Annotated in this window: 19 protein-coding genes and 2 riboswitches; of the genes, 8 read left to right on the top strand and 11 right to left on the bottom strand. The window is 74.3% G+C overall.

Features of this window, described 5'->3' with window-relative positions:
- The 3 genes from VHW64_RS10430 to VHW64_RS10420 all read left to right on the top strand — a co-directional run bounded on the left by VHW64_RS10430 (position 1) and on the right by VHW64_RS10420 (position 3,673).
- A complete protein-coding gene (locus tag VHW64_RS10430) occupies positions 1-1,992 on the top strand; it encodes a hypothetical protein (RefSeq protein WP_329650482.1) in 1,992 nt (663 codons plus the stop codon).
- A gap of 96 nt (positions 1,993-2,088) precedes the next feature.
- Positions 2,089-3,318 carry an aromatic ring-hydroxylating dioxygenase subunit alpha gene (locus tag VHW64_RS10425; RefSeq protein WP_329650481.1) on the top strand — a complete coding sequence of 410 codons (1,230 nt, stop codon included), beginning with the start codon at positions 2,089-2,091 and terminating at the stop codon, positions 3,316-3,318.
- The gene (locus tag VHW64_RS10420) at positions 3,302-3,673 is read left to right on the top strand and encodes a hypothetical protein (protein ID WP_329650480.1); all 372 of its coding nucleotides are present in this window, start codon (positions 3,302-3,304) and stop codon (positions 3,671-3,673) included. The genes VHW64_RS10425 and VHW64_RS10420 overlap by 17 nt, the downstream gene beginning before the upstream one ends.
- On the opposite strand, the gene VHW64_RS10415 is transcribed toward VHW64_RS10420, so the two are convergent.
- Together VHW64_RS10415 and VHW64_RS10410 are read right to left on the bottom strand one after the other, a co-directional pair.
- Positions 3,634-4,782, bottom strand: coding sequence for a DUF1015 family protein (locus tag VHW64_RS10415; RefSeq protein WP_329650479.1), 1,149 nt, complete (start codon positions 4,780-4,782; stop codon positions 3,634-3,636). The genes VHW64_RS10420 and VHW64_RS10415 overlap by 40 nt on opposite strands.
- Positions 4,779-6,710, bottom strand: a complete 1,932-nt coding sequence (locus VHW64_RS10410; RefSeq protein WP_329650478.1) for an NAD(P)-dependent oxidoreductase — start codon at positions 6,708-6,710, stop codon at positions 4,779-4,781. The genes VHW64_RS10415 and VHW64_RS10410 overlap by 4 nt, the downstream gene beginning before the upstream one ends.
- Positions 6,711-7,052: 342 nt before the next feature.
- Positions 7,053-7,175, top strand: a riboswitch (cobalamin riboswitch).
- 40 nt (positions 7,176-7,215) lie between these two features.
- On the opposite strand from VHW64_RS10410, the gene cobN reads away from it, so the two are divergent.
- The 5 genes from cobN to VHW64_RS10385 are packed head-to-tail and all read left to right on the top strand — an operon-like array spanning position 7,216 to position 14,272.
- Complete coding sequence (gene cobN / locus VHW64_RS10405) at positions 7,216-10,818, top strand: cobaltochelatase subunit CobN (RefSeq protein WP_329650477.1); 3,603 nt, start codon at positions 7,216-7,218, stop codon at positions 10,816-10,818.
- The gene (gene cobF, locus VHW64_RS10400; protein ID WP_329650476.1) at positions 10,811-11,548 is read left to right on the top strand and encodes a precorrin-6A synthase (deacetylating); all 738 of its coding nucleotides are present in this window, start codon (positions 10,811-10,813) and stop codon (positions 11,546-11,548) included. The genes cobN and cobF overlap by 8 nt, the downstream gene beginning before the upstream one ends.
- Positions 11,545-13,026 (top strand): cobyric acid synthase, encoded by a 1,482-nt coding sequence (locus VHW64_RS10395; RefSeq protein WP_329650475.1) that lies wholly within the window; start codon positions 11,545-11,547, stop codon positions 13,024-13,026. The genes cobF and VHW64_RS10395 overlap by 4 nt, the downstream gene beginning before the upstream one ends.
- A complete protein-coding gene (locus VHW64_RS10390; protein WP_329650474.1) occupies positions 13,023-13,745 on the top strand; it encodes a cobalt-precorrin-6A reductase in 723 nt (240 codons plus the stop codon). Before VHW64_RS10395 ends, VHW64_RS10390 begins: the two co-directional genes overlap by 4 nt.
- A complete protein-coding gene (locus VHW64_RS10385; protein ID WP_329650473.1) occupies positions 13,742-14,272 on the top strand; it encodes a bifunctional adenosylcobinamide kinase/adenosylcobinamide-phosphate guanylyltransferase in 531 nt (176 codons plus the stop codon). Before VHW64_RS10390 ends, VHW64_RS10385 begins: the two co-directional genes overlap by 4 nt.
- Positions 14,273-14,298: 26 nt before the next feature.
- Here VHW64_RS10385 and VHW64_RS10380 read toward each other — a convergent pair whose 3' ends face one another.
- From VHW64_RS10380 to VHW64_RS10340, 9 genes are all read right to left on the bottom strand, one after another.
- Entirely contained in the window at positions 14,299-15,186 is an 888-nt protein-coding gene (locus tag VHW64_RS10380) for a CbtA family protein (RefSeq protein WP_329650472.1), read from the bottom strand.
- A gap of 31 nt (positions 15,187-15,217) precedes the next feature.
- On the bottom strand, positions 15,218-15,448 hold the full coding sequence (locus VHW64_RS10375; protein ID WP_329650471.1) for a CbtB domain-containing protein: 231 nt from the start codon (positions 15,446-15,448) through the stop codon (positions 15,218-15,220).
- A 3-nt stretch (positions 15,449-15,451) separates the two neighbouring features.
- A riboswitch (adenosylcobalamin (AdoCbl) riboswitch) is annotated at positions 15,452-15,602 on the bottom strand.
- A 39-nt stretch (positions 15,603-15,641) separates the two neighbouring features.
- Positions 15,642-16,346, bottom strand: coding sequence for a (2Fe-2S) ferredoxin domain-containing protein (locus VHW64_RS10370; protein WP_329650470.1), 705 nt, complete (start codon positions 16,344-16,346; stop codon positions 15,642-15,644).
- Complete coding sequence (locus VHW64_RS10365; protein ID WP_329650469.1) at positions 16,339-17,274, bottom strand: cobalamin biosynthesis protein; 936 nt, start codon at positions 17,272-17,274, stop codon at positions 16,339-16,341. The genes VHW64_RS10370 and VHW64_RS10365 overlap by 8 nt, the downstream gene beginning before the upstream one ends.
- Complete coding sequence (locus VHW64_RS10360) at positions 17,271-18,038, bottom strand: adenosylcobinamide-GDP ribazoletransferase (RefSeq protein WP_329650468.1); 768 nt, start codon at positions 18,036-18,038, stop codon at positions 17,271-17,273. Before VHW64_RS10360 ends, VHW64_RS10365 begins: the two co-directional genes overlap by 4 nt.
- Positions 18,038-19,084, bottom strand: coding sequence for a nicotinate-nucleotide--dimethylbenzimidazole phosphoribosyltransferase (gene cobT / locus VHW64_RS10355; RefSeq protein ID WP_329650467.1), 1,047 nt, complete (start codon positions 19,082-19,084; stop codon positions 18,038-18,040). Before cobT ends, VHW64_RS10360 begins: the two co-directional genes overlap by 1 nt.
- A gap of 24 nt (positions 19,085-19,108) precedes the next feature.
- Entirely contained in the window at positions 19,109-20,500 is a 1,392-nt protein-coding gene (locus VHW64_RS10350; protein ID WP_329650466.1) for a cobyrinate a,c-diamide synthase, read from the bottom strand.
- A complete protein-coding gene (gene cobO / locus VHW64_RS10345; protein ID WP_329650465.1) occupies positions 20,497-21,114 on the bottom strand; it encodes a cob(I)yrinic acid a,c-diamide adenosyltransferase in 618 nt (205 codons plus the stop codon). The genes VHW64_RS10350 and cobO overlap by 4 nt, the downstream gene beginning before the upstream one ends.
- Positions 21,114-23,159: a VWA domain-containing protein gene (locus VHW64_RS10340; RefSeq protein ID WP_329650464.1), complete on the bottom strand. Its 2,046-nt coding sequence runs from the start codon at positions 23,157-23,159 to the stop codon at positions 21,114-21,116. The genes cobO and VHW64_RS10340 overlap by 1 nt, the downstream gene beginning before the upstream one ends.
- Positions 23,160-23,176: the final 17 nt, after the last annotated feature.

The raw sequence follows: 23,176 nt of genomic DNA, 5'->3' as shown, positions 1-23,176 counted from the left end.
ATGAGTGTGCTCGCGAGCCTCCTGCTCACCCTTCTGCTGCCCGCGCTGGCCGGCGCGGTCCTGCTCTCGCCGGCTGCCGCGGCCGACCCGGGGCCCGAGCCCGGCACCGTCGACGGCACCGTCGACGACGGGGGCGGGGCGGGCGGCGCGGACCTGGTGGTGGCCCGCGGGCTCGCGGCCGGCCTGGCGACGTGGCTGCTGGGCTCGGGCATCCTGACCCGCACGGTCGGTCTCACCGGCGGTGCCGCGTGGACGTGGGACGTCGTGGTGGCCGTCGCCTCGCTGGTGGTGCTGGCCCTCCCCCGGCAGCGTCGGCGGCTCGCCGCCCTGCTCGCGCCCGCCGCCCGTCGCGCCGGCGAGGTCTCCGGGCTGGCGGTCGTCGTCTTCGCGCCGTTGGGCGGCGCGATCCTCACGAGGCCGTGGTCACCACTGGGCTCGACGCCGTGGTACTACTACGGGCTGGCCCGGCAGGTCGCCGACCTGGGGTCGATCCCGTCGACGTCGGTGGAGTTCGGGATCTCGACGCCGTTCCTCAACGACTACCACCTCTTCACCACGGGCACGGCGATGCTGCTCGTGCAGGACCCTGGTCACCCGATGGCCTCGGTGATCACGGTGACGCTGCTCAGCGCCCTCCTGGTCGCGGTCGGCATGGTCGCCCTCACCTCGACCCTCGGCGCGGGACGGTTCGTGTCCCTGCTCGCGGTCCCGTTCGTCGTGGCCGCCGGGATCCTCCAGATCCGGGCGTCCGGCTATCGCCCCGAGACCCTCGGCCTGGGTCTCGGGCTGCTGATGCTCACGCTCACCATCGACTGGCTGCACCACCGTCGCCGGGGCTCCCTGGTCGGAGCCGCGCTGATGGCGGCGACGCTCTCGCAGGTGCACGGGATCGCCGCCCTGGTGGCGGGGACCATGGTGGCCGCCATCGCCCTGGTCTCGATCGCGCGCGGACCGCGCCGGCGCCAGATCGTGCGTACGGCGATCGCGCTGGCCGCACTCGGAGCCGCGGTCGCCGTCATGGGGCTGATCTTCCGCGAGGCGTCGGGCACGGTGCACGCCGGTGGCCTGGTCGACCGGGGCGGCATCGGCGACCCGACCTGGGAGTTCTTCCGCGCGGCGCGTGGCGAGCAGCCCTCGATGCCGGTGAGCAACCTCAGCATGGTCCGCACCTCCGTCCGCGAGCTCTACAGCTGGCAGGACTGGTGGATCGTCCCGGCGCTCCTCCTGACACTGCTCGGCCTGTGGCGGAGCCGCCGCGACGCCGCGACCCGACAGGTCGTGGGCTTCACCCTGCTCACGCTGCTCGGGCTGGCTCTGGTCGCGTCGGTGTTCATGCTCGGCTGGCAGGGCTACGTGCCGCGTCGGACCGGCGGGTCGCGGATCGTGCTGGAGTCGAGCCTGGTCGTCCCTCCCCTGTTCGTCCTCGGGCTCGCGGCGGCCACCCGGGCCTCCTGGTCATGGCGGGGCCGGGCGCTGATGGCGACGCCGCGGACGCGCGCCGTGGTCCTGCTGCTCGCGCTGACGGCCTGTGGCGTGGTCTCGATGGTCCGCGTCGCCAGGTACGACAACGGCCAGGCGCCCAGTCAGGAGGATCTCGCCGTCTGGCGCTCGCTCCCCCTGACCGGCCACGACGTGGTGCTGGCCAACGGCTACACCGAGGGCTTCATCCCGGACGTGACCCCTGCGCAGGGTCTGCTCGACGGCCGCGCGCCGTACACCTTCGACACCCAGCTTCACGACGCCAACGCCCTGCTGCGCGGCGGCCAGGCCTTCTTCACCGACCCCTCGGCGCACTGGGGCTACCTCGCCCAGAACCACGTGACCTGGGTGGTCGTGGGCGACCCACACGCCTACTCCCTGGCCACCGGCAACGTCTGGGACGCGCCGACGGCGCTGGACGCCCTGCGGGCCTGCCCGGGTCTGCACCAGGTACGTCGTACGTCCGCCCTGGCCGTCTACCAGGTCGTCGACTCGGGCGCCGGCGGCTGCTGACCCCCGACCCCCGGCCCCGGGCCGCGAGCCCGGCCCCCTGACGAGAACCGGCCGGGTTCTGTAGAGTTGACCGAACGATCAGTCAGGAGTCCTTCGATGGATCCCAGCAACGTCGCCACCGACATCGCCAGCCCCACCAGCACCCCCGAGTCGCGCGCCACCCAGAAGGGGCCGACCGCGACCCGGAGCCTGCCCGGCATCGCCTACACCGATCCGGTGCTCTACGAGCAGGAGCTGACCGAGGTCTTCGCCCGCGCCTGGATCCTGGTCGGACACATCTGCGAGCTCTCCGAGCCCGGTCACTACGTCACCGCGAACGTCGGCCGCGAGCCGGTGCTCGTCGTCCGCGGCCACGACGGGGAGCTGCGGGCCATGTCGAACGTCTGCCGACACCGCGCGTCGACCATCCTGGAGGGCACCGGCCAGACCCGCTCGGTGATGCGCTGCCCGTACCACGCCTGGACCTACGAGCTGGACGGCCGGCTTGCGGCGGCACCCTCGGGGCAGGGCTTCGCCTGTCTCGACCGCGACCAGGTGGCGCTTCCGCAGTTCCGGGTCGACGTCGTGGGGGGCCTGGTCTTCTGCTGCGTCGACCCCGACCAGATGCCGCTGGTCGAGATGCTCGGCCCGGTCGGGCCCTACCTGGAGTGGCTCAACGTGTCGGGGCTCCAGGTCGACCGCGGCCCCGACGGCGCCCGGTGGACCGAGGACTTCGAGGAGAACTGGAAGATCCTCGCCGACAACTACTACGAGGACTACCACGTCCCGGTCGCCCACCCCACGCTGGTGCGGCTCGTCGACGTCAAGGAGACGGTCGGCGACAACAACGACTGGTGCGAGTGGTCGCGGGTCCCCTACCGCAGCCGGCCCTCACGCGAGCCCCGCGAGCGGGAGTACCAGCAGCTGATGCGGCGGATGCCGGGCATGCCCGAGGAGTTCGAGAACGCCATGGGCCACGTCTGCATCTGGCCCACGACGTTCTTCGAGATCTACCCCCACCACATCGACATGTGGCAGCTCGAGCCCACCGGGCTCCAGCGGACCCGGGCCACGACCATGACGCTGGTGCACCCCGACGAGGGCGAGCAGGACCGTCGGGCGCGCGAGCTGATGCGCGAGCTCAACGTCGACATCATGGGCCAGGACGTCGACATCACGACCCGGGTGCAGCGCGGGGTCCAGGCCCCGTCGTACCACTCGGGCATCCTCAACGACGAGCAGGAGTTCTCCGTCATCCGCTTCCAGCAGCGCCTGCGCGAGCTGCTCCCGCGGATCGCCGAGCTCGAGTCGATGGCCACGGGGACCCGCAGTGTCGCCACACCCTGACACCTGGCTGTTCCTGCCGCCCGAGGTCGAGGCGATGGTGCCGTCGCTGCTGGCGCGCCTGGCTGCCACCGGTGGCGGATCTCCCGAGGACGTCGAGCGCGACCTCCGCGACCGCATCGAGACCCTGGTCGTCGAGGGCGACGCCGAGCGGTGGCGGACGTTCTTGCGCGAGGCGGCCCGGACGGTCGCGGAGTACGCCGGCGACGACAGCGAGGCGCGACGCGTGCTCGCCTCGATCCTCGACGACCAGTTCCTGCTCGCCCGGGCCGTGGTCGACCTGGAGGGTGCCGACCTGGATGCCCGCCGGCGGCTGGCTCAGGCCGGTGCGACCCCACCGGCCGGCAGTCGAGCCTGACCCTGGGCCCGACCCTGCGACAAACCCCGGGCCTCGGCCGACGAGCGCAGGAAGATGCCGGCGGCCGGCTTGGGCTCGAAGTACGTCGTCTTGGGCGGCATCACCTCGCCCGCGTCGGCGACCTCGACCAGCGCCTCGGGCGGCGGCGGAGCCAGCGTGAACAGCGCTCCTCGGTCGACGTCGCACCGGGCGACGAGCTCGTCGAGCGGCTCGGCCGACGGCACGCCGTCGACGGTCCGGACCCGGCCGGGCGGCGCCGGCTCCAAGCGGTCGAGCACGCGCGTCTGGAGGATCGTCGCGTCCAGGCCGGCGACGCCCACAGGGCGTTCGGCGGGCAGGAGGACCTGGTACCAGCGCCCGGCGAGGTAGAGCCCGAGCGTGCCGACCGAGGGCTCCGGGATCGCGTCCGCCTCCCGCACCTCGAACTCGTCGCGGAGACCGGTCAGCAACCGGTCTGCGTCGACCGGCCCCGAGACGCGGCGATGGAACGACGAGAGGACCAGGCCGTCCATGGGGTGCACCAGGCACAGCAGCCCGGCCTCGGCCGGCTTGCCCGCGAGCCGCCACTCCTCCAGCGCGGCGGCAGCCCGGTGGTGGCCGTCGGCGATGTAGAGCTGAGCCGAGGCCAGCTCGTCGGCCAGGGCCGAGGTCGCCGTCTCGTCGTCCAGGCGCCACACGGTCTGGTGGAGCCCGCCCGGCCCGTCGAAGTCCAAGATCGGCTCCGACCGCTCGGCCTCGGCGAGAGCGCGGGCGTACTCCGGTCCGGCCTGGTGCAGCAGCATCACCAGCGCCGGCGGGGAGCTGCCGCGTGCGTGATGCCAGACGAGCGCGTCGACGCGCAGCTGGTGGACGGCCTCGTGCCCGCGCACCCGTGCGTCCGCGACGGCTTGCACCGCGACATCGCAGACGACCCCGGTGTACGACGCGGCGCGCCCGCTCTGGCGGTAGACGTAGAGGGCGGCCGGCCGCTCGTCGTACGCCGCGGGGTCGATCTTGACGCCGTGGAGGTCGACGCCGGAGTCGTCCTGCGAGTCGGTCATCGCGGTCACGGTGCGCCGGGCGACCGCCTGCCGGACCACCCGCGCCGGGAACGGCCTGACGGTGGTCATGCCGGCGGCCCGCCGTTCTCCGCCAGGGTCACGACCGAGACGCCGAGCACGTGCGGGATCGCTCGCACGGCGTCGAGCAGCTCCTCGGAGACCTCGCCCTCGATGTCGATGAACGCCACGGCCGCCTCGCCACCGCGGAAGATGCGGTTCACCATGTGCTGGACGTTGAGGTGCGCCGTGCTCAGCCGGTCGAGCACCTGCGCCAGCACGCCCACCCGGTCGAGGTGTCGCACGCTCAGGGCGAGCGTGCCCAGCCGGTCGGGCTCCAGGTTGACGCAGTGGCGGGCCTCGCCGCCGGTGAAGGCGTCGACGATCTCGGTGACACCCTGGGCGATGGCCCGCTGTGCCTGCTCGGTGGAGGCGCCGATGTGGTGGGTGGCGACGACGGCGGGGTGCTTGCCCAAGGCGGACTCCCAGTCGGCCTTGCCCGACCCCGGCTCGTCGTCGAACACGTCGAGCCCGGCCCGGACCCGGCCCTCGTCGAGCGCCTTCAGCAGCGCCGCCTCGTCGACCACGTCGCCGCGCGAGGTGTTGAGCAGGATCGCACCGGGCCTCATCCGGGCCAGGAACGCCTCGTCGACCAGCCGCTTGGTGTCCGGGCTCGCGGGCACGTGCAGCGAGACGATGTCGGAGCTGGCCGCGAGATCCCCCAGCGAGTCGCACATCGTGATGCCGAGCTCTTCGGCGCGGGCCAGCGCGGCCGCGCTACGGCCGGGCCTCGCGACGGACTGCAGCCGGATGCCGAACGCCGCCGCCCGCTCGGCCACCAGGAAGCCGATCGACCCGAGGCCGACGATGCCCATGGTGGAGCCCATCAGGCCCCCGGCCTTGCCGTAGGTCTGCTTGTCCCAGTGCCCGGCGCGCAGGTCCGACACCGCGTCGGCGATCCGCCGGTCCACGGCGAGCAGGAGCCCCATCGTGAGCTCCGCGACCGCGGCGGCGTTGCGTCCCGGCACGTTGCTCACGAACACGGCGCGCTCGGCCGCGGCGTCGGTGTCGATCGTGTTGGTGCCGGCACCGGCGCGCACGACGAGCACCAGCCGCTCCCCGGCCTCGAAGACGGCTCGCGGGACCTTGGTGCTGCGCACGACCAGCGCGTCGTACTCACCGATGCGTCCGGCCAGCTCGTCGGCGCTCAGGCCCGGCTCCATCGTGCAGTCGTGGCCGTGGTCCTCGAGGTCGTGCAGCGTCTGCTCGGGCAGCTTGTCCGCGATCAGGATGCGCACGTCACGACCTCCGGACGGTGGGCCGCCGGGGCCGGCGGGCAGAGAGGTCACGCTAACGCCTCGCCCACGCGCACGCCATGGTCGCCAGAGGTGCTTCTCCCACCGTCGGGCGGGTCGCTGCCTACGTCGCCTCTGCCGCGTCGGACCGCGACCGCTCCACCCGGACCACGACCGACTTGGAGACGGGGGTGTTGGACTCGTCGGCCACGGAGTCCAGCGGCACCAGCACGTTGGCCTCGGGGAAGTACGTCGCCGCACAGCCGGGGGTGGTCGGGTAGCGACCGCGCGGAGCCCGGGCAGCCTGCGCTCGCCGTCCTCGGCGACGGAGACGACGTCGACGGTGTCGCCGTCCGCGATCTCCAGAGCGGTGAGGTCGTCGGGGTTGACGAGGACGACGTTGCGCCCGTGCCGGATGCCGCGATAGCGGTCGTCGTAGCCGTAGCCGTAGCCGTAGACGGAGGTGTTGAACTGGTCGTGCGACCGCAGGGTCTGGAGCAGCAGGTGCCCGGGAGGCACGTCCACCGCGGTCAGGGCGTTGGCGGTGATCCGCGCCTTCCCGGTCGCTGTGTCGAGCTCCCGGGAGTCGCGCGCGGCGTTCGGCAGCTGGAACCCGCCGGGATGCCCGACGCGCTCCTCGAAGGCGTGGAGGCCGGGGACGACGTGGGCGATGTGGAGCCGGATCCTCGAGTAGTCCTGCGCCACGCCCATCCAGTCGACCGCCGGTTCCCTGGTGCCCTCGGGGTTGGCGGGGTCGTGGCCGGGCTCGCTGCGCCGCCTCAGGCGGGACAGGGATCGGCGATGCCGCGGACGATCTGCACCTCGCTGCGCAGGCGCGGGGAGCCGGGCAGCAGCCGTCCGCCGACCGCGGCGCGCTCGGGCTCGCCGACCTCCGGCTCGGTGCGAGGGCGCGGGTCGGTCTCCCCACCCCGTATCCCGTCCGGCGCCCGCCAACCATGTCTCCCCGGGTCAGCCGAGCCGGTGCTTCCGCGTCTTCCCGCGGGTGCGGGGCGACCCGCGGCCACCCGGCGGGGCGGTCGGCGCGGCTCTTCCGTAGGCTGCGGTCACGTCCGTGGACCAGGAACCCGGTGTGAGTCCGGGGCGGTTCCGCCACTGTGAGCTCGGCCCTCGGGCCGAGACAGCCAGACACTGGCCGCGGGCGTGTCCGACCGCTCGACGGGGCGAGAACCCCGGAGGAGGAACGCCGCCCGTGCGCATCTGTCTGCTGTCCACCTCGGACACCGACCTGCTGTCGGCCCGCGCCAGCGGCGCGTCGTACACCTGGGCAAACCCGAGCCGCGCCTCGGACGAGGGCCTCGCGGCAGCGATCGCGAGCAGCGACCTCGTCGTGGCTCGGCTGCTGGGCTCGGTGACCGAGCTCTGGGACGGCCTCGACGCGGTCCGGGCGAGCGCGACGCCGGTGGTCGTGCTGGGCGGTGAGCAGCAGCCGAGCGCCGAGCTGATGGAGCTCTCGACCGTCCCGATCGGGACCGCCGCCGAGGCGCATCGCTATCTCTGCGAGGGCGGGCCGGACAACCTCGCGCAGCTGCACGCATTCCTGTCCGACACCGTGCTCCTGACCGGCGAGGGCTTCGACCCACCGCGCAGCGTGCCGTCGTGGGGCTACGCCGAGCGGCCGACGGGAGCGGACGCCTCGCTGCCGCGGGTGGGCATCGTGTACTACCGCGCTCACGAGACGAGCGGGAACACCGACTTCGTCCACGCCCTGGCGAACGCCGTGGACCGGACCGGACGGGCGGTGGGGGTGCCCGTCTTCGCGGGCTCGCTGCGAGCGGCCCCCGACGACCTCTACGAGGCGCTGGCGACCATGGACGCGCTCGTCGTGACCCTGCTGGCGGCCGGTGGCAGCACGCCGGCCTCGGTGTCGGCGGGCGGGGACGACGAGTCGTGGGACGTCACCCGGATGGCCGCCCTCGACATCCCGGTCCTCCAGGGCCTCTGCCTGACCTCGAGCCGAGCCGACTGGGAGGCCTCGGACGAGGGGGTGACCCCGTTGGACTCGGCCACCCAGATCGCCATCCCGGAGTTCGACGGCCGCATCATCACCGCGCCGTTCTCCTTCAAGGAGATCGACTCCGAAGGGCTCCCCCGCTACGTCGCCGACCCCGAGCGCACCGACCGGGTCGCCGGCATCGCGGTGGCGCACGCGCGGCTCCGCCAGGTCGCCCCCGCCGACAAGCGGATCGCCCTCGTCCTGTCGGCCTACCCCACCAAGCACGCCCGGATCGGCAACGCCGTGGGCCTGGACACCCCGGTCTCCGCGGTGCGGCTGCTGCGCCGCCTGCGCGACGAGGGGTACGACGTGGGCGCGCCCGGCGACCTGCCCGGGCTCGACCTCCCCGACGACACCGAGGCCGGTGACGCCCTGATCCACGCCCTGATCGCCGCGGGGGGTCAGGACCCGGACTGGCTGACCTCGGCCCAGCTCACCTCGGCGCACGTGCGCATCCCCGCCGCCGACTACGCCCGCTGGACGGCCGAGCTTCCCGCCGCCCTGCGGGAGGCGATGACCCGGGCGTGGGGCGAGGAGCCCGGCGAGCTCTACGTCAACGACGAGGGCGAGCTGGTGCTGGCCACGCTGCGGGCCGGCAACGTCGTGGTCCTGGTCCAGCCCCCGCGGGGCTTCGGGGAGAACCCGGTCGCGATCTACCACGATCCCGACCTCGTGCCGAGCCACCACTACCTCGCGGCCTACCGCTGGCTGGCGAACGCCGAGGAGAACGGCGGCTTCGGGGCCGACGCCGTGATCCACCTGGGCAAGCACGGCTCCCTGGAGTGGCTGCCCGGCAAGAACGCGGCGCTCGGTGCGGGCTGCGGCCCCGACGCGGCTCTCGGTGACCTGCCGCTGGTCTACCCGTTCCTGGTCAACGACCCGGGCGAAGGGGCCCAGGCGAAGCGGCGCGCGCACGCGACGGTGGTCGACCACCTCGTGCCGCCGATGGCCCGCGCCGAGGCCTACGGCGACATCGCGCGGCTCGAGCAGCTGCTGGACGAGCACGCGAACGTCGCGGCGATGGACCCCGCCAAGCTGCCCGCGGTCCGCGGCGAGATCTGGGCTCTCCTGCGGGCCGCGGAGATGCATCGCGACCTGGGACTGGACGAACGACCAGGCGACGAGGACTTCGACGACTTCGTCCTCCACGTCGACGGCTGGCTGTGCGAGATCAAGGACGCCCAGATCCGCGACGGCCTCCACGTCCTGGGTCAGGCGCCTGCTGGCGAGGCGCGGGTGAACCTCGTGCTCGCGGTGCTGCGTGCGGCCCAGGTCTGGGGCGGCGTCGGCCACGCCGTGCCCGGCCTGCGAGCGGCGCTCGGTCTCAAGGCCGACGAGCGGCTGACCGCGGTCGACGAGGTCGAGGAGCAGGCACGCCGTCTGGTCGAGGCGATGGAGGCGGCGTCGTGGGACCCCGAGGTCGCGTCGACGCTGCACGAGGACCCCCAGGTGCAGGCCGTGCTGCGCTTCGCCGCGACCGAGGTGGTGCCGCGGCTGCGCCGCACGACGGACGAGATCGACGCGATCGTGCACGCGCTGGCCGGCGGCTTCGTGCCGGCGGGTCCGTCCGGCTCACCGCTGCGTGGTCTGGTCAACGTGCTGCCGACCGGCCGCAACTTCTACACCGTCGACCCGCGCGCCGTGCCCTCCCGACTGGCGTGGCAGACGGGCCAGGCGATGGCCGACTCCCTGCTCCAGCGCTACCTCGACGACACCGGCGACTACCCCTCGTCGGTGGGGCTCTCGATGTGGGGCACGTCGGCGATGCGGACCAGCGGTGACGACATCGCCGAGGTGCTCGCCCTGCTGGGCGTGCGGCCCGCGTGGGACGAGGCCTCGCGCCGGGTCGCGCAGCTCGTGGTGGTGCCGCCAGAAGAGCTCGGACGCCCGCGGATCGACGTCACCGTGCGGATCTCCGGCTTCTTCCGAGACGCGTTCCCCCACGTCGTGGCGATGCTGGACGACGCCGTGCGGATGGTGGCGGACCTCGAGGAGCCCGACTCGCAGAACTTCGTGCGTGCCCACAGCCGTGCCGACCTGGCCGAGCACGGCGACCGGCGCCGGGCCACGACCAGGATCTTCGGCTCCAAGCCGGGCTCGTACGGCGCGGGGATCCTCCAGGTCGTCGAGTCCGGGTCGTGGCGAGACGACCAGGACCTCGCCGAGGTGTACACCGCCTGGGGCGGGTTCGCCTACGGCCGTGACCTCGACGGGGCGCCCGCCGCCGACGACATGCGGGCGAACTACCGCCGGATCAAGGTCGCCGCGAAGAACGTCGACAGCGCCGAGCACGACATCGCCGACTCCGACGACTACTTCCAGTACCAGGGCGGCATGGTGGCGACCGTCCGCGCGCTCACCGGTGCCGACCCGGTGGCGTACCTCGGGGACTCGACCTCGCCCGACGCCGTCCGAACCCGCACCCTGGCCGAGGAGACCGCGCGCGTCTTCCGGGCGCGGGTCGTCAACCCGCGGTGGGTCACGGCGATGCAGCGCCACGGCTACAAGGGCGCCTTCGAGCTCGCGGCGACCGTCGACTGCCTCTTCGGCCTCGACGCGACCGCCGGCGTCGTCCACGACTGGATGTACGAGAAGCTCGCCACCGAGTACGTCCTGGACGCCACCAACCAGGAGTTCCTGCGGCGCTCCAACCCCTGGGCGCTGCACGGGATCGTCGAGCGCCTCCACGAGGCGGCCGAGCGTGGGCTGTGGGCCGAGCCGGACCCGGACGTGGTCGCGGCGATGCGACAGGTCTACCTCGACGTCGAGGGCGACCTCGAGGCCGGCGACGATGGCTGAGACGCGGGTCAGGGTGGTCGGGATCGGGATGGGTCCGCAGCACGTCACGCCCGAGGCATCGGAGGCTCTCCGGTCCTGCGACTACGCCCTGGCCGCCGAGAAGTCGGTCGACGACCCGCTGCTCGCCGTACGTCGTCAGGTCTGCGGCGAGCACGGCCTGGAGCTGGTCACGGTCCCCGATCCCGAGCGTGACCGCGCCGCACCCGCCGCGGGCTACGAGGCCGCGGTGCACGACTGGCACGTCGCGCGCGTGACGGCCTACGCGCGGGTGCTGGCGAGCCGGGGCGGCACCGCGGCGTTCCTGGTCTGGGGCGACCCCTCGCTCTACGACTCCACGGTCCGCGTCGTCGAGGCGCTCGCCGAGCGGCTCCGCCTCGACTACGACGTGGTGCCCGGCATCAGCGCTCCGCAGCTGCTGGCGGCGCGCCACCGGATCGTGCTGCACCCGGTCGGGCGGCCGGTGCATCTGACCACCGCGCGTCGGCTTCACGAGGCCGTCGCCGCCGGCGAGACCGACATCGTGGTGATGCTGGGCGGCGCGCCCGAGCTCACCGCCGTCGGCGACTGGTCGATCTGGTGGGGTGCCAACCTCGGGACGCGGTCGGAGGAGCTCGTGGCCGGACGCGTCTGCGACGTGGTGGCCGAGGTCGAGGCCGCCCGCGAGCGCGCGCGGGCGAGCGCCGGCTGGGTGATGGACGTCTACCTGCTGCGGCGGGAGTCGGCCGGATGACGGGCCTCCTGGTCGCCGGGACGACGTCGGACGCCGGCAAGAGCGTGGTCACCACGGGCCTGTGCCGGGCCTTCGCGCGGCGCGGGGTGCGGGTCGCGCCGTACAAGGCGCAGAACATGTCCAACAACTCCATGGTCTGCGTGTCGGCGGACGGCGTGCCCGCCGAGATCGGGCGGGCCCAGTGGATCCAGGCGCTGGCCGCCGGAGCGCGGCCGGAGCCGGCGATGAACCCGGTGCTGCTCAAGCCGGGCAGCGAGCGGCAGAGCCACGTGGTCCTGATGGGACAGCCGGCCGGCGCGGTCTCCGCCCGCGACTGGACCTCCGGGCGGCGACACCTCGCCAGGGCCGCACACGCGGCGTACGACGACCTGGCGGGCCGCTACGACGTGGTCGTCGCGGAGGGTGCGGGCAGCCCCGCCGAGATCAACCTGCGTTCGAGTGACTTCGTGAACATGGGCCTGGCCCGCCATGCCGGCCTGCCCACCGTCGTGGTCGGCGACATCGACCGCGGCGGAGTCCTCGCCGCGATGTTCGGCACCGTCGCGCTGCTCGACGCGGGCGATCAGGAGCTCGTCGCCGGCTTCGTGGTCAACAAGTTCCGCGGTGACGCGGACCTGCTGAGCCCCGGGCTCACCGAGCTGGAGTCCCTCACCGGACGCCGCGTCTTCGGCGTCCTGCCGTGGCATCCCGGGCTCTGGCTGGACTCCGAGGACGCGCTCGACGTGGGCGCACGACGGGCGAGCGCGTCCGCGGCCCTGCGGGTCGTGGTCGTGCGACTCCCCCGGATCAGCAACGTCACCGACGTCGACGCCCTCGGCCTCGAGCCCGACGTCGACCTCGTCTTCGCCTCCGACCCGCGCGACGTGAGCGACGCCGACCTGGTGGTGCTGCCCGGCACTCGCTCGACCATCGCCGACCTGGCCTGGCTGCGGTCCCGCGGCCTGGACCTCGCGATCGTCGAGCACGCGCGGCGCGGAGGCCTCGTGCTCGGCATCTGCGGCGGGTTCCAGATGCTCGGCCGGGAGGTGGCCGATCCCGACGGGATCGAGGACGCGTCGGCGGCCACGGTCCCCGGGCTCGGCCTGCTCGACGTGCACACCCGCTTCCGCGCCGACAAGACGCTCGGTCTGCCCGAGGGCAGCTTCGACGGGGTCGGGGTCTCCGGCTACGAGATCCACCACGGCGTGGTCGCGGCCGGCGCCGCCCCGGAGCCCTTCCCCGGTGGGGTCCGGTCCGGGCGGGTCCTCGGCACGATGTGGCACGGCACGCTCGAGTGCGACGCCTTCCGCGCCGCCGTGCTGGGCCTGCTGGGCGGCCGGCAGGCCTCGCCGGTGCGCTTCGCCCGGGCCAGGCAGGCGCGCCTGGACCTGCTCGGAGACCTGGTCGAGGAGCACCTCGACGTCGACGCGCTGCTCCGGCTCGCCGAGGACGGCGCACCGGCGGGACTGCGGCTCCTTCCGCCCCGGGGTGACCGATGAGGGTGCTGCTCCTCGGCGGCACGAGCGAGGCTCGTGAGCTGGCGAGCCTGCTGGTCGACGACGGGGTCGCGGTGACGTCGTCCCTCGCCGGTCGGGTCGGTCGGCCCCGGCTCCCGGTCGGCGAGCTGCGGATCGGGGGCTTCGGCGGTGTCGACGGACTCCGCCGCGAGCTCGCGTCGTACGACCTCCTCGTCGACGCGACCCACCCCTTCTCGACCCGGATCACCGCGAACGCCGTGGCGGCGGCGGCCGGCTACCGGCCCCTGGTGCGGCTCGAGCGGCCCGGCTGGCCGCCCGAGCCGACCTGGCACCTCGTGGCGTCGCACGACGAGGCCGCGGAGCTCGCCCGCGCGCTCGGCCTGCGACCGTTCCTGACCGTCGGGCGTCAGGAGCTGCCGCGCTTCGAGCCGGCGCTGGGCGACCGGGCGGTCCTGGCCCGCGTGGTCGACGTCCCGGAGGCGAGCCCGCCGCCGGCCTGGCGGCTGGTGACCAGTCGCGGCCCGTACACGCTGGACGGCGACCGAGCCCTGATGCGCGAGCACGGCGCCGACGTGCTGGTCACCAAGGACTCCGGTGGCACCTACACCCGGCCCAAGCTGGAGGCGGCCGCCGAGCTCGGCGTCCCGGTCGTGGTCGTCCGGCGTCCGCACCCCCCGGCCGGCACGACCGTGGTCACCGGCGCCCTCGCGGCGGCGGAGTGGGTCAGGAGCCGGACGTGAGGGTGCTGGTCACCGGCGGCGTGCGCTCCGGGAAGTCACGCCACGCGGAGTGGCTGCTGCGCGACCGGGCCGCGGTGACCTACGTGGCCCCTGGCCCGACGACGAGCCAGGACCACGACCCGGACTGGGCGGCCCGGGTGGCCGCCCATCGGGCACGGCGCCCCGCGACCTGGACCACGGTGGAGTCCCGAGACCTGCCGGCGGCGCTCTCGACCGGACCGGACGCCGTCCTCGTCGACTGCCTGGGCACCTGGCTGACCGGTGTGCTGGACGAGCGGGGGCTGTGGGAGGCGCCGGTCGTGGAGGTCACCCGCGCGGTGCGTGACCTCCTCGACGCGACGGCCGCCGTGCTGACCGACCGGGACGACGTCGTGCTGGTGACCAGCGAGGTCGGGCTGGGCGTCGTTCCGGCCCACCGGTCGGGCCGGATCTTCCGCGACCTGCTCGGCACCGTCAACCAGGACCTCGCCGCCGTCTGCGACGAGGTCCATCTGGTCGTGGCCGGCCGCGTTCTCCGGATCGGGTGAGCAGGCGCGGTCCTGGTCGGTGTCCCTCAGACGGCGACCGGGGCGTGCTCCTCGACGAAGCGCGCGTCCTTGCCGGCCCTGGCCGCCGCGGGGTCGAGCAGCCGCTGCGCCTGGGGTGCGAACATCAGCGCGATCCCGCTCCACAAGATGACCTGGGCGAACACCGAGTAGATCCGGAACCGCGCCAGCAGGTCGGCCGGGAAGCCCGGGTAGAGCAGCCTGCCGTCAGGGCTGTACAGCGGCTGCGGGGTCTCGGTCGGGTGGTTGCCGTAGTGGGCCCGGTTGTAGGCCAGGTGACCCAGCGACGGCTCGAGGGCGAACACGATCCCCGTCGCCACGACGTACCCCAGGCCGACGAGCAGCACCGAGGTGTAGAGGCTGAGCCGCTGATGCAGCCTCTGCCCGACGTAGACCGCCAGGAAGAGGAACAGGCAGGAGCAGAAGACGCACACGAGGTAGAGCGCCCCGCGGTCTCGGATGGTGTCCTCGTGACCGATGGCCGGCGGGTTCGCGGGGTACTTCGCGAACGGCACGGCGTAGACCCCCACGAAGAAGAACGCCGGGACGAGCAGGGCCAGCTGGAACGGCCGAACCCGGCCGACCCGGCCGATCGCCACCGTGTAGGCCACCGCGACCAGGGCGCCCATCGCGGCGCCGAACAACACCAGTCCGCACAGGATGCCGAGGTCCATCTGCACGGTCCGGCTGACGATGTCGGGCCCTGCCCCGGGCACCGGGTAGCCCTGTGGCAGCAGGTGCTGGTGGGCGAGCCGGATCGTCGCGTCGTCGCGAGCGGACTCGTAGTCGATCGCCTGGGAGATCACCGGCTCGGCGAAGATCCGGGCGAAGACGAAGGTGATCAGGCCAGCGACGGCGCCCGAGAGCGCGCCACGGCCGATGAGCCTCTTGACCATGGGAGTGGGTCCTGTCCGTCCGGGGGCCGGATCAGTGACAGGGGAAGCCGAGGAGGTGCCGGCCGTCGTGGAAGAACTCGTGGATGACCATGCTCTTGCCGAACACCGACGTCGCACCCTCGTCGACGCCGATGAAGTAGTAGACCAGCAGCGCCAGCAGGGCGACGCCGACGAGCAGCGAGACCGTCTTGACGCCGGCGGTGACCAGCGGCGTCGCGATCGGCGACGCGGCAGGGGTGCGGACAGCAGATGTCGTGCTCATGTGATGCTCCTTGGAGAATGCAACGTTCCCTCGTAGGGCGGTAACACGTCAGCGGAAGATCTGACTTCGGGCCCTCGGAGAGGGCCCTCACAGTGGCGTGACCGTGCCGGAATCTCACCGGCTTCCTCACGACAGACGTGCAAGGGCAACCTATCCGTCCGACAGGTGCCGCGCTACCCCGGTGACGTCCGTCTCAGCCGATCGCGGGTCTGTTCCGCGGCAGTCGGTGGCTCTCGACCGGGGTGCCTCCGACCAGGTGCTCGGCCACGATCCGGCGGGCGGCCTCGGGGTGGACGTGGCCGTACCACACGTCGTCGGGCTGCACGCTCAGCACCGGCGACTGGTTGCACGGGAACTGGCAGCCGGTGTGGACCAGGAGCACGTCGTCGTCGCCCAGGCGCTGCTCGAGGATGGCGAGCACCAGGGCGCGCAGCGTCTCCGGGGAGCCCTGCGCGGTGCACCGGGGGCCGCGGCAGAGGTTGACCTGGTGGCGGTGGGCCGTGACCGACTCCCAGGCGGCGGAGGTGAGGCCGGGCTCGGCGCCGGTGATCGAGCGGGCGGTCGCCATGACCTCGGTGACCTGGTCGACCGAGGACGCCACGCGGGTGGCGACGTCGAGCTCCGGGCGGTGCCCGGCGCGCTCGCGCCACCAGTACGCCGCGACGCGACGTAGCCACGAGTGTGCGGGCGCCAGCGGCCCGAGGCTGACCCCGACCACGAGGATGCGCCCGCTGCCCAGGTCGGCCAGCCGGGTGAGCTCGGCCGACAGCGACGGGTCGGCCTGCTGCACGAAGGCGACGGTCGCGTCGTGGGCGCGGGCGGCCTCACGCAGACCGTCGTCGAGGGCGTCCGCGAGCGACATCCCCACCAGCACGACGTGGTCCGGCCGCTCAGCCACCACGGGCTCCCCGGCGGACCAGGGCCGCCACGCAGCACACCACGGCAGCCTCGTGCCCTACCCGGCGGGCGAGGGCGGCCGCGCGGGCGATGTCGCCGCTGCCGGGAGCGCGTCCGTCGCCCAGCCGGGCGCGCTCCTCGGGGCGGTCGGCGTAGCGGTTGCGACCACCCAGCCGGATCCCGAGCGACCCGGCGAAGACGGCCTCGGGGATGCCGGCGTTCGGGCTGGGATGGCCTGCGGCGTCGCGCCGCCAGACCTGCCGGGCCTCCGCACGCCTGCCGGGCGAGGCCACGACGCCCAGGAGGCCGGTGAGCCGTGCGGCCGGGAGGTTGAGCAGGTCGTCGAGCCGGGCCGAGGCCCATCCGAAGCGCTCGTAGCGCGCCGAGTGGTGCCCGACCATCGCGTCCAGGGTGTTGGCCGCGCGGTAGGCCAGCAGGCCGGGGATCCCGGCCGTCGCCCCCCAGATCAGGGGAGCGACGACCGCATCCGCGGTGTTCTCGGCCACCGACTCCACGACCGCGCGCGAGACCTCGCTCTCGTCGAGGCCGGAGGTGTCGCGACCCACCAGATGCGTCAGCCGGCTCCGGGCGCCCGGCAGGTCGTCGGCGCCGAGGAGCTCGTGGACGGCCGCGGCCTCGCGCGCCAGGGACCGCCCGCCCAGGACGGTCCAGGTCGTCGCGGCGACGAGCGTCGCCTCCAGGAGGGGACGGTGACGTGCCGTCCGCTGGGCCCCGGCACCGACGGCCAGGCCGAGTCCGACCAGCGCGGTGGTGTGCGCGACCCCACGCAGCCGCGAGTCGGCGTACGACGCGGTCTCGGCACGCGCCGCGACCCGGCCGAACCCGGCGACCGGGTGGAACCTCGCCGGGTCGCCGAGCAGCAGGTCGGCGACGTAGCCGACGAGGAGGCCGAGGGCGCGGGCCCTCACGAGAGCACCACCAGGCCGGCGGTCAGAGCGAGCTCGATCGCGGCTCCGAGGACATCTCCGCTCACCCCGCCCAGACGCGCGCCCGTCCGCACGAGGAGCAACCCGACGACGACCGCCATCACCGCCGCCGCGAGGACACCACGCCACCACGGCAGGCCCGCCCCGGCGGCGGCCCCTGCCAGCGCGGCAGCGCAGACCAGCCACACCGCCGCGGTCACCGGGGGCCGGACGGTCCCGGTGTAGGCGCGTCCGAGCCCGTCGGCCCGGGCGGCGGCGACGCCGCGCAGGCAGCACAGCGCCAGAGCCGCCCGCGACGCGCACACGACGACCCCCGCCAGCACCGCGGACGCCGTCCCGCGCGGCCGGCTCAGCACCGCCCCCAGGGCCGCGACCTGGGTCCCGAGCACCAGCACCACGGCGACGACGCCGGCCGGGCCCGCGGTCCCGCTCCGCATCACCTCCAGCGAGCGCTCCCGGTCATAGGACGACGTCAGGCCGTCGACGGTGTCCGAGAGCCCGTCGAGGTGGAAGGCGCGACTCCCGAGAGCGAGCGCGGCGATCGCCAGGAAGGCGACGACGAGCGTCGGGAGGTCGGTGCGAGCTCCGGCCAGCGCCACGACGGTCACCGCCGCCGCGAGGGGCAGCACCGCGAGCGGCGCCAGCACCATGGCGGAGCCGGCCACCCGCCGGTCGACCTGCCGCGGCGGCCCGACCCGGAGCGCGGTGAGCATGCCGACGGCGAGGCGGACGGCGTCGGGGAGCATCAGGCCGGGGCTCCGGCCAGCTCGGAGAGGAGCGCGACGTCTCGCAGCAGGGCCGCGGCGCTGCGGACGACGGGCACGGCCGCCACGGCCCCCGAGCCCTCGCCGAGCCGGAGCCCGAGGTCGAGCAGCGGCTCGAGACCGAGCTTGGCGAGGGCGAGCGACTGCGCGGGCTCGGTGGAACGGTGTCCGGCGGCGAACCACGCCGCTGCCCCGGGCTCGATCCGGTCGGCGGTAAGGGCGCAGGCGACGCTCATCAGCCCGTCCAGCAGTACCGGGACCCCGCTTCGCGCAGCGCCGAGCAGGTAGCCCGTCGCTGCCGCCAGGTCGGCGCTGGACAGTGCGGTCAGGGTCGCGACAGGGTCGTCGAGGCGATCGCGCGCGCGCTCGAGGGCGGCATCGACGACGGCGACCTTGTGGAGGAGCACCGCGTCGTCCACGCCGGTCCCCCGACCGGTGACCTCGGAGGCCGGCAGGCCGAGCGCCGCTGCCACCAGCGCCGCGGCCGGCGTCGTGTTGCCGATGCCCATGTCGCCGCTCAGCAGCAGGTCGGCTCCCGCGGCGATCTCGTCGCGGGCCACCGCTGCGCCGGCGGCCAGCGCCTGGACGGTCTCCTGCTCCGTCAGAGCGTCCTGGAGGTGGATGGCGCCGCTCCCGCGTCGGACCTTGTACGCCGTCAGCGCCGCCCGGGCGGTCTCGTCGAGGTCCGCGAAGTCCTCGTCGACCCCCAGGTCGAGGACTCGCACGTGGACCCCCTGCGCCCGGGCCAAGGCGGTCACCCCGGCCTTCTGCGCCACGAACGTGCGGACCATGGCTCCGGTGATGGCCGGCGGGAAGGCCGAGACGCCGTGAGCGGCGACACCGTGGTCGCCGGCGAAGATCACCAGCCGGACCCGGTCGAGTGCTCGTGGGGGCACCTCCCCCTGGCAGGCCGAGAGCCAGACCCCGAGCTCGCCGAGCCGGCCGAGCGCTCCGGGCGGGGTGGCCAGCGCCTCCAGGCGGGCCCGTGCGGCGGCGCGGGCTTCGTCGGAGGGTGGGGTGAGTGACATGACGGGCTCCTCTGGTGGGTGGTGTCAGCCGGCGACGCGCGGGCTGGAGTGGGCGTGGCCCCGGGCGTACGCCCGGGCGGCGTCTGCGAAGCGTCGGGCCAGGGCGGGATGGCCGGCCCAGTGGACGTGGAGGTAGGAGGCGTGCAGCGACTCGGAGGCGAAGCCGGTCGGCTTGCCGTCGATGGTCCAGGCGGCTCTCGCGCCGTGGACCGGGTCGGTGGCGGTGCGGTGGAACTCGTGGCCGGTCACCTGGTCGCCGGCCCGCGTGACCAGGGAGTCGACGGTGGCGCTGGCCACCGGGTAGCGCAGTGTCAGCCGATCGGTCATCGCCGCCGCGGCGGGGATCGCGCCGGCCATCGGGAGCCCGTCCAGCGTCCGTGCCAGGTAGAGCAGGCCCGCACACTCGGCGACCACGGGCAGCCCGGACCCGACCGCGGTGCGGACGTCGCGGGCGAGGGCGCGGTTGGCCGAGAGCGCGGCGGCGTACACCTCGGGAAAGCCGCCGCCGAGGTAGAGGGCACTGGTCCCGGCGGGGAGGCCGGTCGCCGTCAGCGGGTCGAAGGCGACGACCTCGCAGCCCGCCGCGGCGAGCAGCTCGTCGGTCTCGGCGTACCGGAAGGTGAAGGCACGACCGCCGGCCACAGCCACGACCGGGGACGCCCCGGTGGGTGACGGCTCGCCGCCCAGCTCGACGACGGGGTCCCAGGGGCCGGCCTCGAGCGCCGGTGCGGTGCCGGCCAGCTCGCGGACCGCGTCCAGGTCGACGTGGCCGGCGACCACCTCGGCCAGCCGCCGGACCATCTCCACGGACCGCGGACGCTCGGCGGCGGGCACCAGGCCGAGATGGCGCGACGGTGTCTCGAGGTCCGGCCGCGCGGGAAGCGCGCCGAGCACCGGGACCCGGGTCGCGCGCTCGATCTCGAGCAGGTTGCGTCCCCGGCGGGCACGGTTGAGGATCACGCCGGCGACGTCGAGATCCGCCTCATAGCCTGCGAGACCGGCCACGAGAGCACCCACCGTGCGTGAGGCCCGCTCGACGTCCACGACCACGACCACCGGCGTCCGGGTCAGCCGGGCCACGTGTGCCGTGGAGGCGAAGCCGTCGGTGCCCAGACGGCCGTCGAAGAGTCCCATCACCCCCTCGACCACCGCCAGGTCCGCCCCGGCGGCGCCGTGCAGCAACAGCGGGACCACGCGCTCCTCGCCGACGAGGTGGGGGTCGAGGTTGCGTCCCGGGCGTCCGGTCGCCAGGCCGTGGTAGCCCGGGTCGATGTAGTCAGGCCCGACCTTGTGCCCGCTCACCGTCGTGCCCTGTGCGCGCAGGGCCGCCATCAGACCGGTGGCCACCGTGGTCTTGCCCTGCCCGGTGGCGGGGGCGGACACCAGGACCCTGGGTAGGACGGCGCGCTGGGTCACCACTCGATCCCCCGCTGGCCCTTCTGTCCGTCGTCCATCGGGTGCTTGACCTTGGTCATCTCGGTGACCAGGTCGGCCGCGGCCACCAGACGCGGGTCGGCACGGCGTCCGGTCACCACGACGTGCTGGACGCCTGGTCGGCTCCGCAGGGTCTCCACGACCTCGCCGACGTCGACCCAGCCCCACTGCATCGGGTAGGTGAACTCGTCGAGGACCAGCAGGTCGTGGCGCTCCGCGGCCAGCCGCCGTCGGATCTCGGCCCAGCCCTCGGCGGCTGCCTCGGCGTGGTCGTCGGGGGTGCCCGGCCGACGCGACCACGACCAGCCCGAGCCCATCGTGTGCCACTCGACAGGTCCGCCCTCGCCGGTCTCGGCGTGCAACCTGCCCAGCCGCTCGAGCGCGACCTGCTCGCCGATCCGCCACCGGGCGGACTTCACGAACTGGAAGACGGCGATCCGCCAGCCCTGGTGCCAGCCACGCAGGGCCAGGCCGAACGCCGCGGTCGACTTGCCCTTGCCGTCGCCGGTGTGGACGGCGAGCACCGGCCGGTTGCGCCGCTGACGGGTGGTCAGACCGTCCTCGGGGACGCTCGCCGGCCTGCCCTGGGGCGACATCAGGCCACTCCCCGTCCGCGCCGGGTCACCGCGCCGAGGGCCTCGGCGCTCACCTCGGCGACGAGGACGTGCTCGGCACCGAGCTGCCTGGCCAGGTCCGCGGCCAGCCCGAGCCGCAGCGGGCCGGCCTCGCCGTCGACCACGACACAGGCGATGCCGAGCTCGTGGACGTGGTCGGCGGCCCTCAGCGAGCGGCGTACGGCGTCCGGGCCCGAGGTCGCCCTCCCGTCGGTGACCACCACGAGCAGCGGGCGCAGCCTCGGCTCCCTGATCCGCTCGCGACTCACGACGGCGGCGGCCTCCAGCAGGCCCTCGGCCAGCGGCGTGCGCCCCCCGGCCGGGAGCTCGGCCAGTCGTCGGGCTGCGACCTCGACCGACCGGGTCGGTGGCAGGACGACCTCGGCGGAGCCGCCACGGAAGGTCACCAGGCCGACCTTGTCGCGGCGCCGGTAGGCGTCCAGGAGCAGGGACAGGACGGCGGTCTTGACCTGGCTCATCCTCTTGCGGGCCGCCATCGAGCCGGACGCGTCGACACAGAACAGCACCAGGTTGGCCTCGCGCCCCTCGCGCACCGCGGTGCGCAGGTCGACGGCGGTCAGGACCGGCTCGCCCGACGGTCGGCGTTCGGGCCGACGCCCGGCGGCGGCACGGAGGGTCTCCACGAGGTGCAGCGACCCGACCTCGCCGTCCGGGCGTCGCGCACCCACGCGGCGTCCGTCGGCGGCGAGCGCCCGGCTGCGCCGGCCCGGCGCGCCCTCCCCCGGACCGCGCACGGTCAGCAGCCGTGCTCGGTACGGCTCGGACGCCGCGTCGGTGGACGAGCGGCCGTCGGTCGTGGCCGGCGCAGTGGCGCCGGCGGGGAACCCGGTCGGCTCGGGCGGCGCTGCGGGCCGGTCGGGGCCACCGTCGTCCGGCCCGGCGTCGGGCGACCCCTCCCCCGGCCCGGGATCGGGGCTCTGACCGTGCTGCGGGGCGCGGGGCTCCTCCTCGGACAGCCCTTGCGGAGGGTCGGGCTCGGGCTCGTCGTCGCCGAGCAGCTGGTCCAGCAGGTCCGCGTCGAGCCCGGGGGCGTCGAAGGGCTTGCGGCGGCGGCGGTGCGGCAGGGCCAGGACCGCCGCCCGCCGGATGTCTGCCCGGGTGACCTCGTCCCTGCCCTCCCAGGCCGCGTGGGCCACCGCCGCCCGCGCGGTCACGATGTCGGCACGCAGCCCGTCGACCTCGAACGCCGCGCAGACCTGGGCGATCCTCAGCAGCGCCGACTGCGGGAGCGCGACCTTCCCCAGGCGCTCGCGGGCGCCCTCGATCCGCGCGGTCAGGTCCTGCTCCGACCCGGCGTACCGGGCGGCGAGCGATTCGGGATCCGCGTCGTAGGCCATCCGCCGGCGGACGACCTCGGCACGCAGGGCCGGCTCCCTCGGGGCGGTCACCTCCACGGCGAGCCCGAACCGGTCGAGGAGCTGCGGGCGGAGCTCGCCCTCCTCGGGGTTCATGGTGCCGATCAGGACGAAGCGGGAGGGATGCTCCATCGAGACGCCGTCGCGCTCGACGGTGGCCCGACCCATGGCGGCGGAGTCGAGCAGGAGGTCGACCAGATGGTCGTGCAGCAGGTTGACCTCGTCGACGTAGAGGATCCCGCGGTGGGCGCGGGCCAACAGGCCGGGCTCGTACTCGACCCGGCCGCGTGACAGCGCGCTCTCCAGGTGCAGCGACCCCATCACCCGGTCCTCGGTCGCGCCGACCGGCAGCTCGACCAGACGGACGGCGCGCGCCTCGACCGCCGTCGTCTCGGCGAACGGACCGTCCGGCGACTCCGACCCCGGGTCGTGCGGGTCGACCGAGAAGCGGTCGCCGGCGTAGACGTCGATCGGCGGAAGGACCGCGACCAGGGCGCGGACGGCGGTCGACTTCGCCGTGCCCTTCTCGCCCCGCACGAGCACACCGCCGATCTCGGGCGAGATCGTGGTCAGCACGAGCGCCAGGCCCATGTCGTCGAGGGCGTCGGGCTCGCAGCCGACGACCGCGGAGAAGGGGTAGTGCCGAGGCATGTGAGGCTCCCGCTCGC

Source organism: Nocardioides sp. (genome assembly GCF_036267815.1).
Lineage (GTDB): Bacteria > Actinomycetota > Actinomycetes > Propionibacteriales > Nocardioidaceae > Nocardioides.
This window is presented reverse-complemented; position numbering and strand designations above follow the sequence as displayed.

Excerpts from the sequence above, each read along its gene's own strand:
- VHW64_RS10430 (WP_329650482.1), top strand. The coding sequence starts at position 1 with ATGAGTGTGCTCGCGAGCCTCCTGCTCACCCTTCTGCTGCCCGCGCTG.
- VHW64_RS10425 (WP_329650481.1), top strand. The coding sequence starts at position 2,089 with ATGGATCCCAGCAACGTCGCCACCGACATCGCCAGCCCCACCAGCACC.
- VHW64_RS10415 (WP_329650479.1), bottom strand. The coding sequence starts at position 4,782 with ATGACCACCGTCAGGCCGTTCCCGGCGCGGGTGGTCCGGCAGGCGGTC.
- cobF (WP_329650476.1), top strand. The coding sequence starts at position 10,811 with ATGGCTGAGACGCGGGTCAGGGTGGTCGGGATCGGGATGGGTCCGCAG.
- VHW64_RS10395 (WP_329650475.1), top strand. The coding sequence starts at position 11,545 with ATGACGGGCCTCCTGGTCGCCGGGACGACGTCGGACGCCGGCAAGAGC.
- VHW64_RS10390 (WP_329650474.1), top strand. The coding sequence starts at position 13,023 with ATGAGGGTGCTGCTCCTCGGCGGCACGAGCGAGGCTCGTGAGCTGGCG.
- VHW64_RS10380 (WP_329650472.1), bottom strand. The coding sequence starts at position 15,186 with ATGGTCAAGAGGCTCATCGGCCGTGGCGCGCTCTCGGGCGCCGTCGCT.
- VHW64_RS10375 (WP_329650471.1), bottom strand. The coding sequence starts at position 15,448 with ATGAGCACGACATCTGCTGTCCGCACCCCTGCCGCGTCGCCGATCGCG.
- VHW64_RS10360 (WP_329650468.1), bottom strand. The coding sequence starts at position 18,038 with ATGCTCCCCGACGCCGTCCGCCTCGCCGTCGGCATGCTCACCGCGCTC.
- cobT (WP_329650467.1), bottom strand. The coding sequence starts at position 19,084 with ATGTCACTCACCCCACCCTCCGACGAAGCCCGCGCCGCCGCACGGGCC.
- cobO (WP_329650465.1), bottom strand. The coding sequence starts at position 21,114 with ATGTCGCCCCAGGGCAGGCCGGCGAGCGTCCCCGAGGACGGTCTGACC.
- VHW64_RS10340 (WP_329650464.1), bottom strand. The coding sequence starts at position 23,159 with ATGCCTCGGCACTACCCCTTCTCCGCGGTCGTCGGCTGCGAGCCCGAC.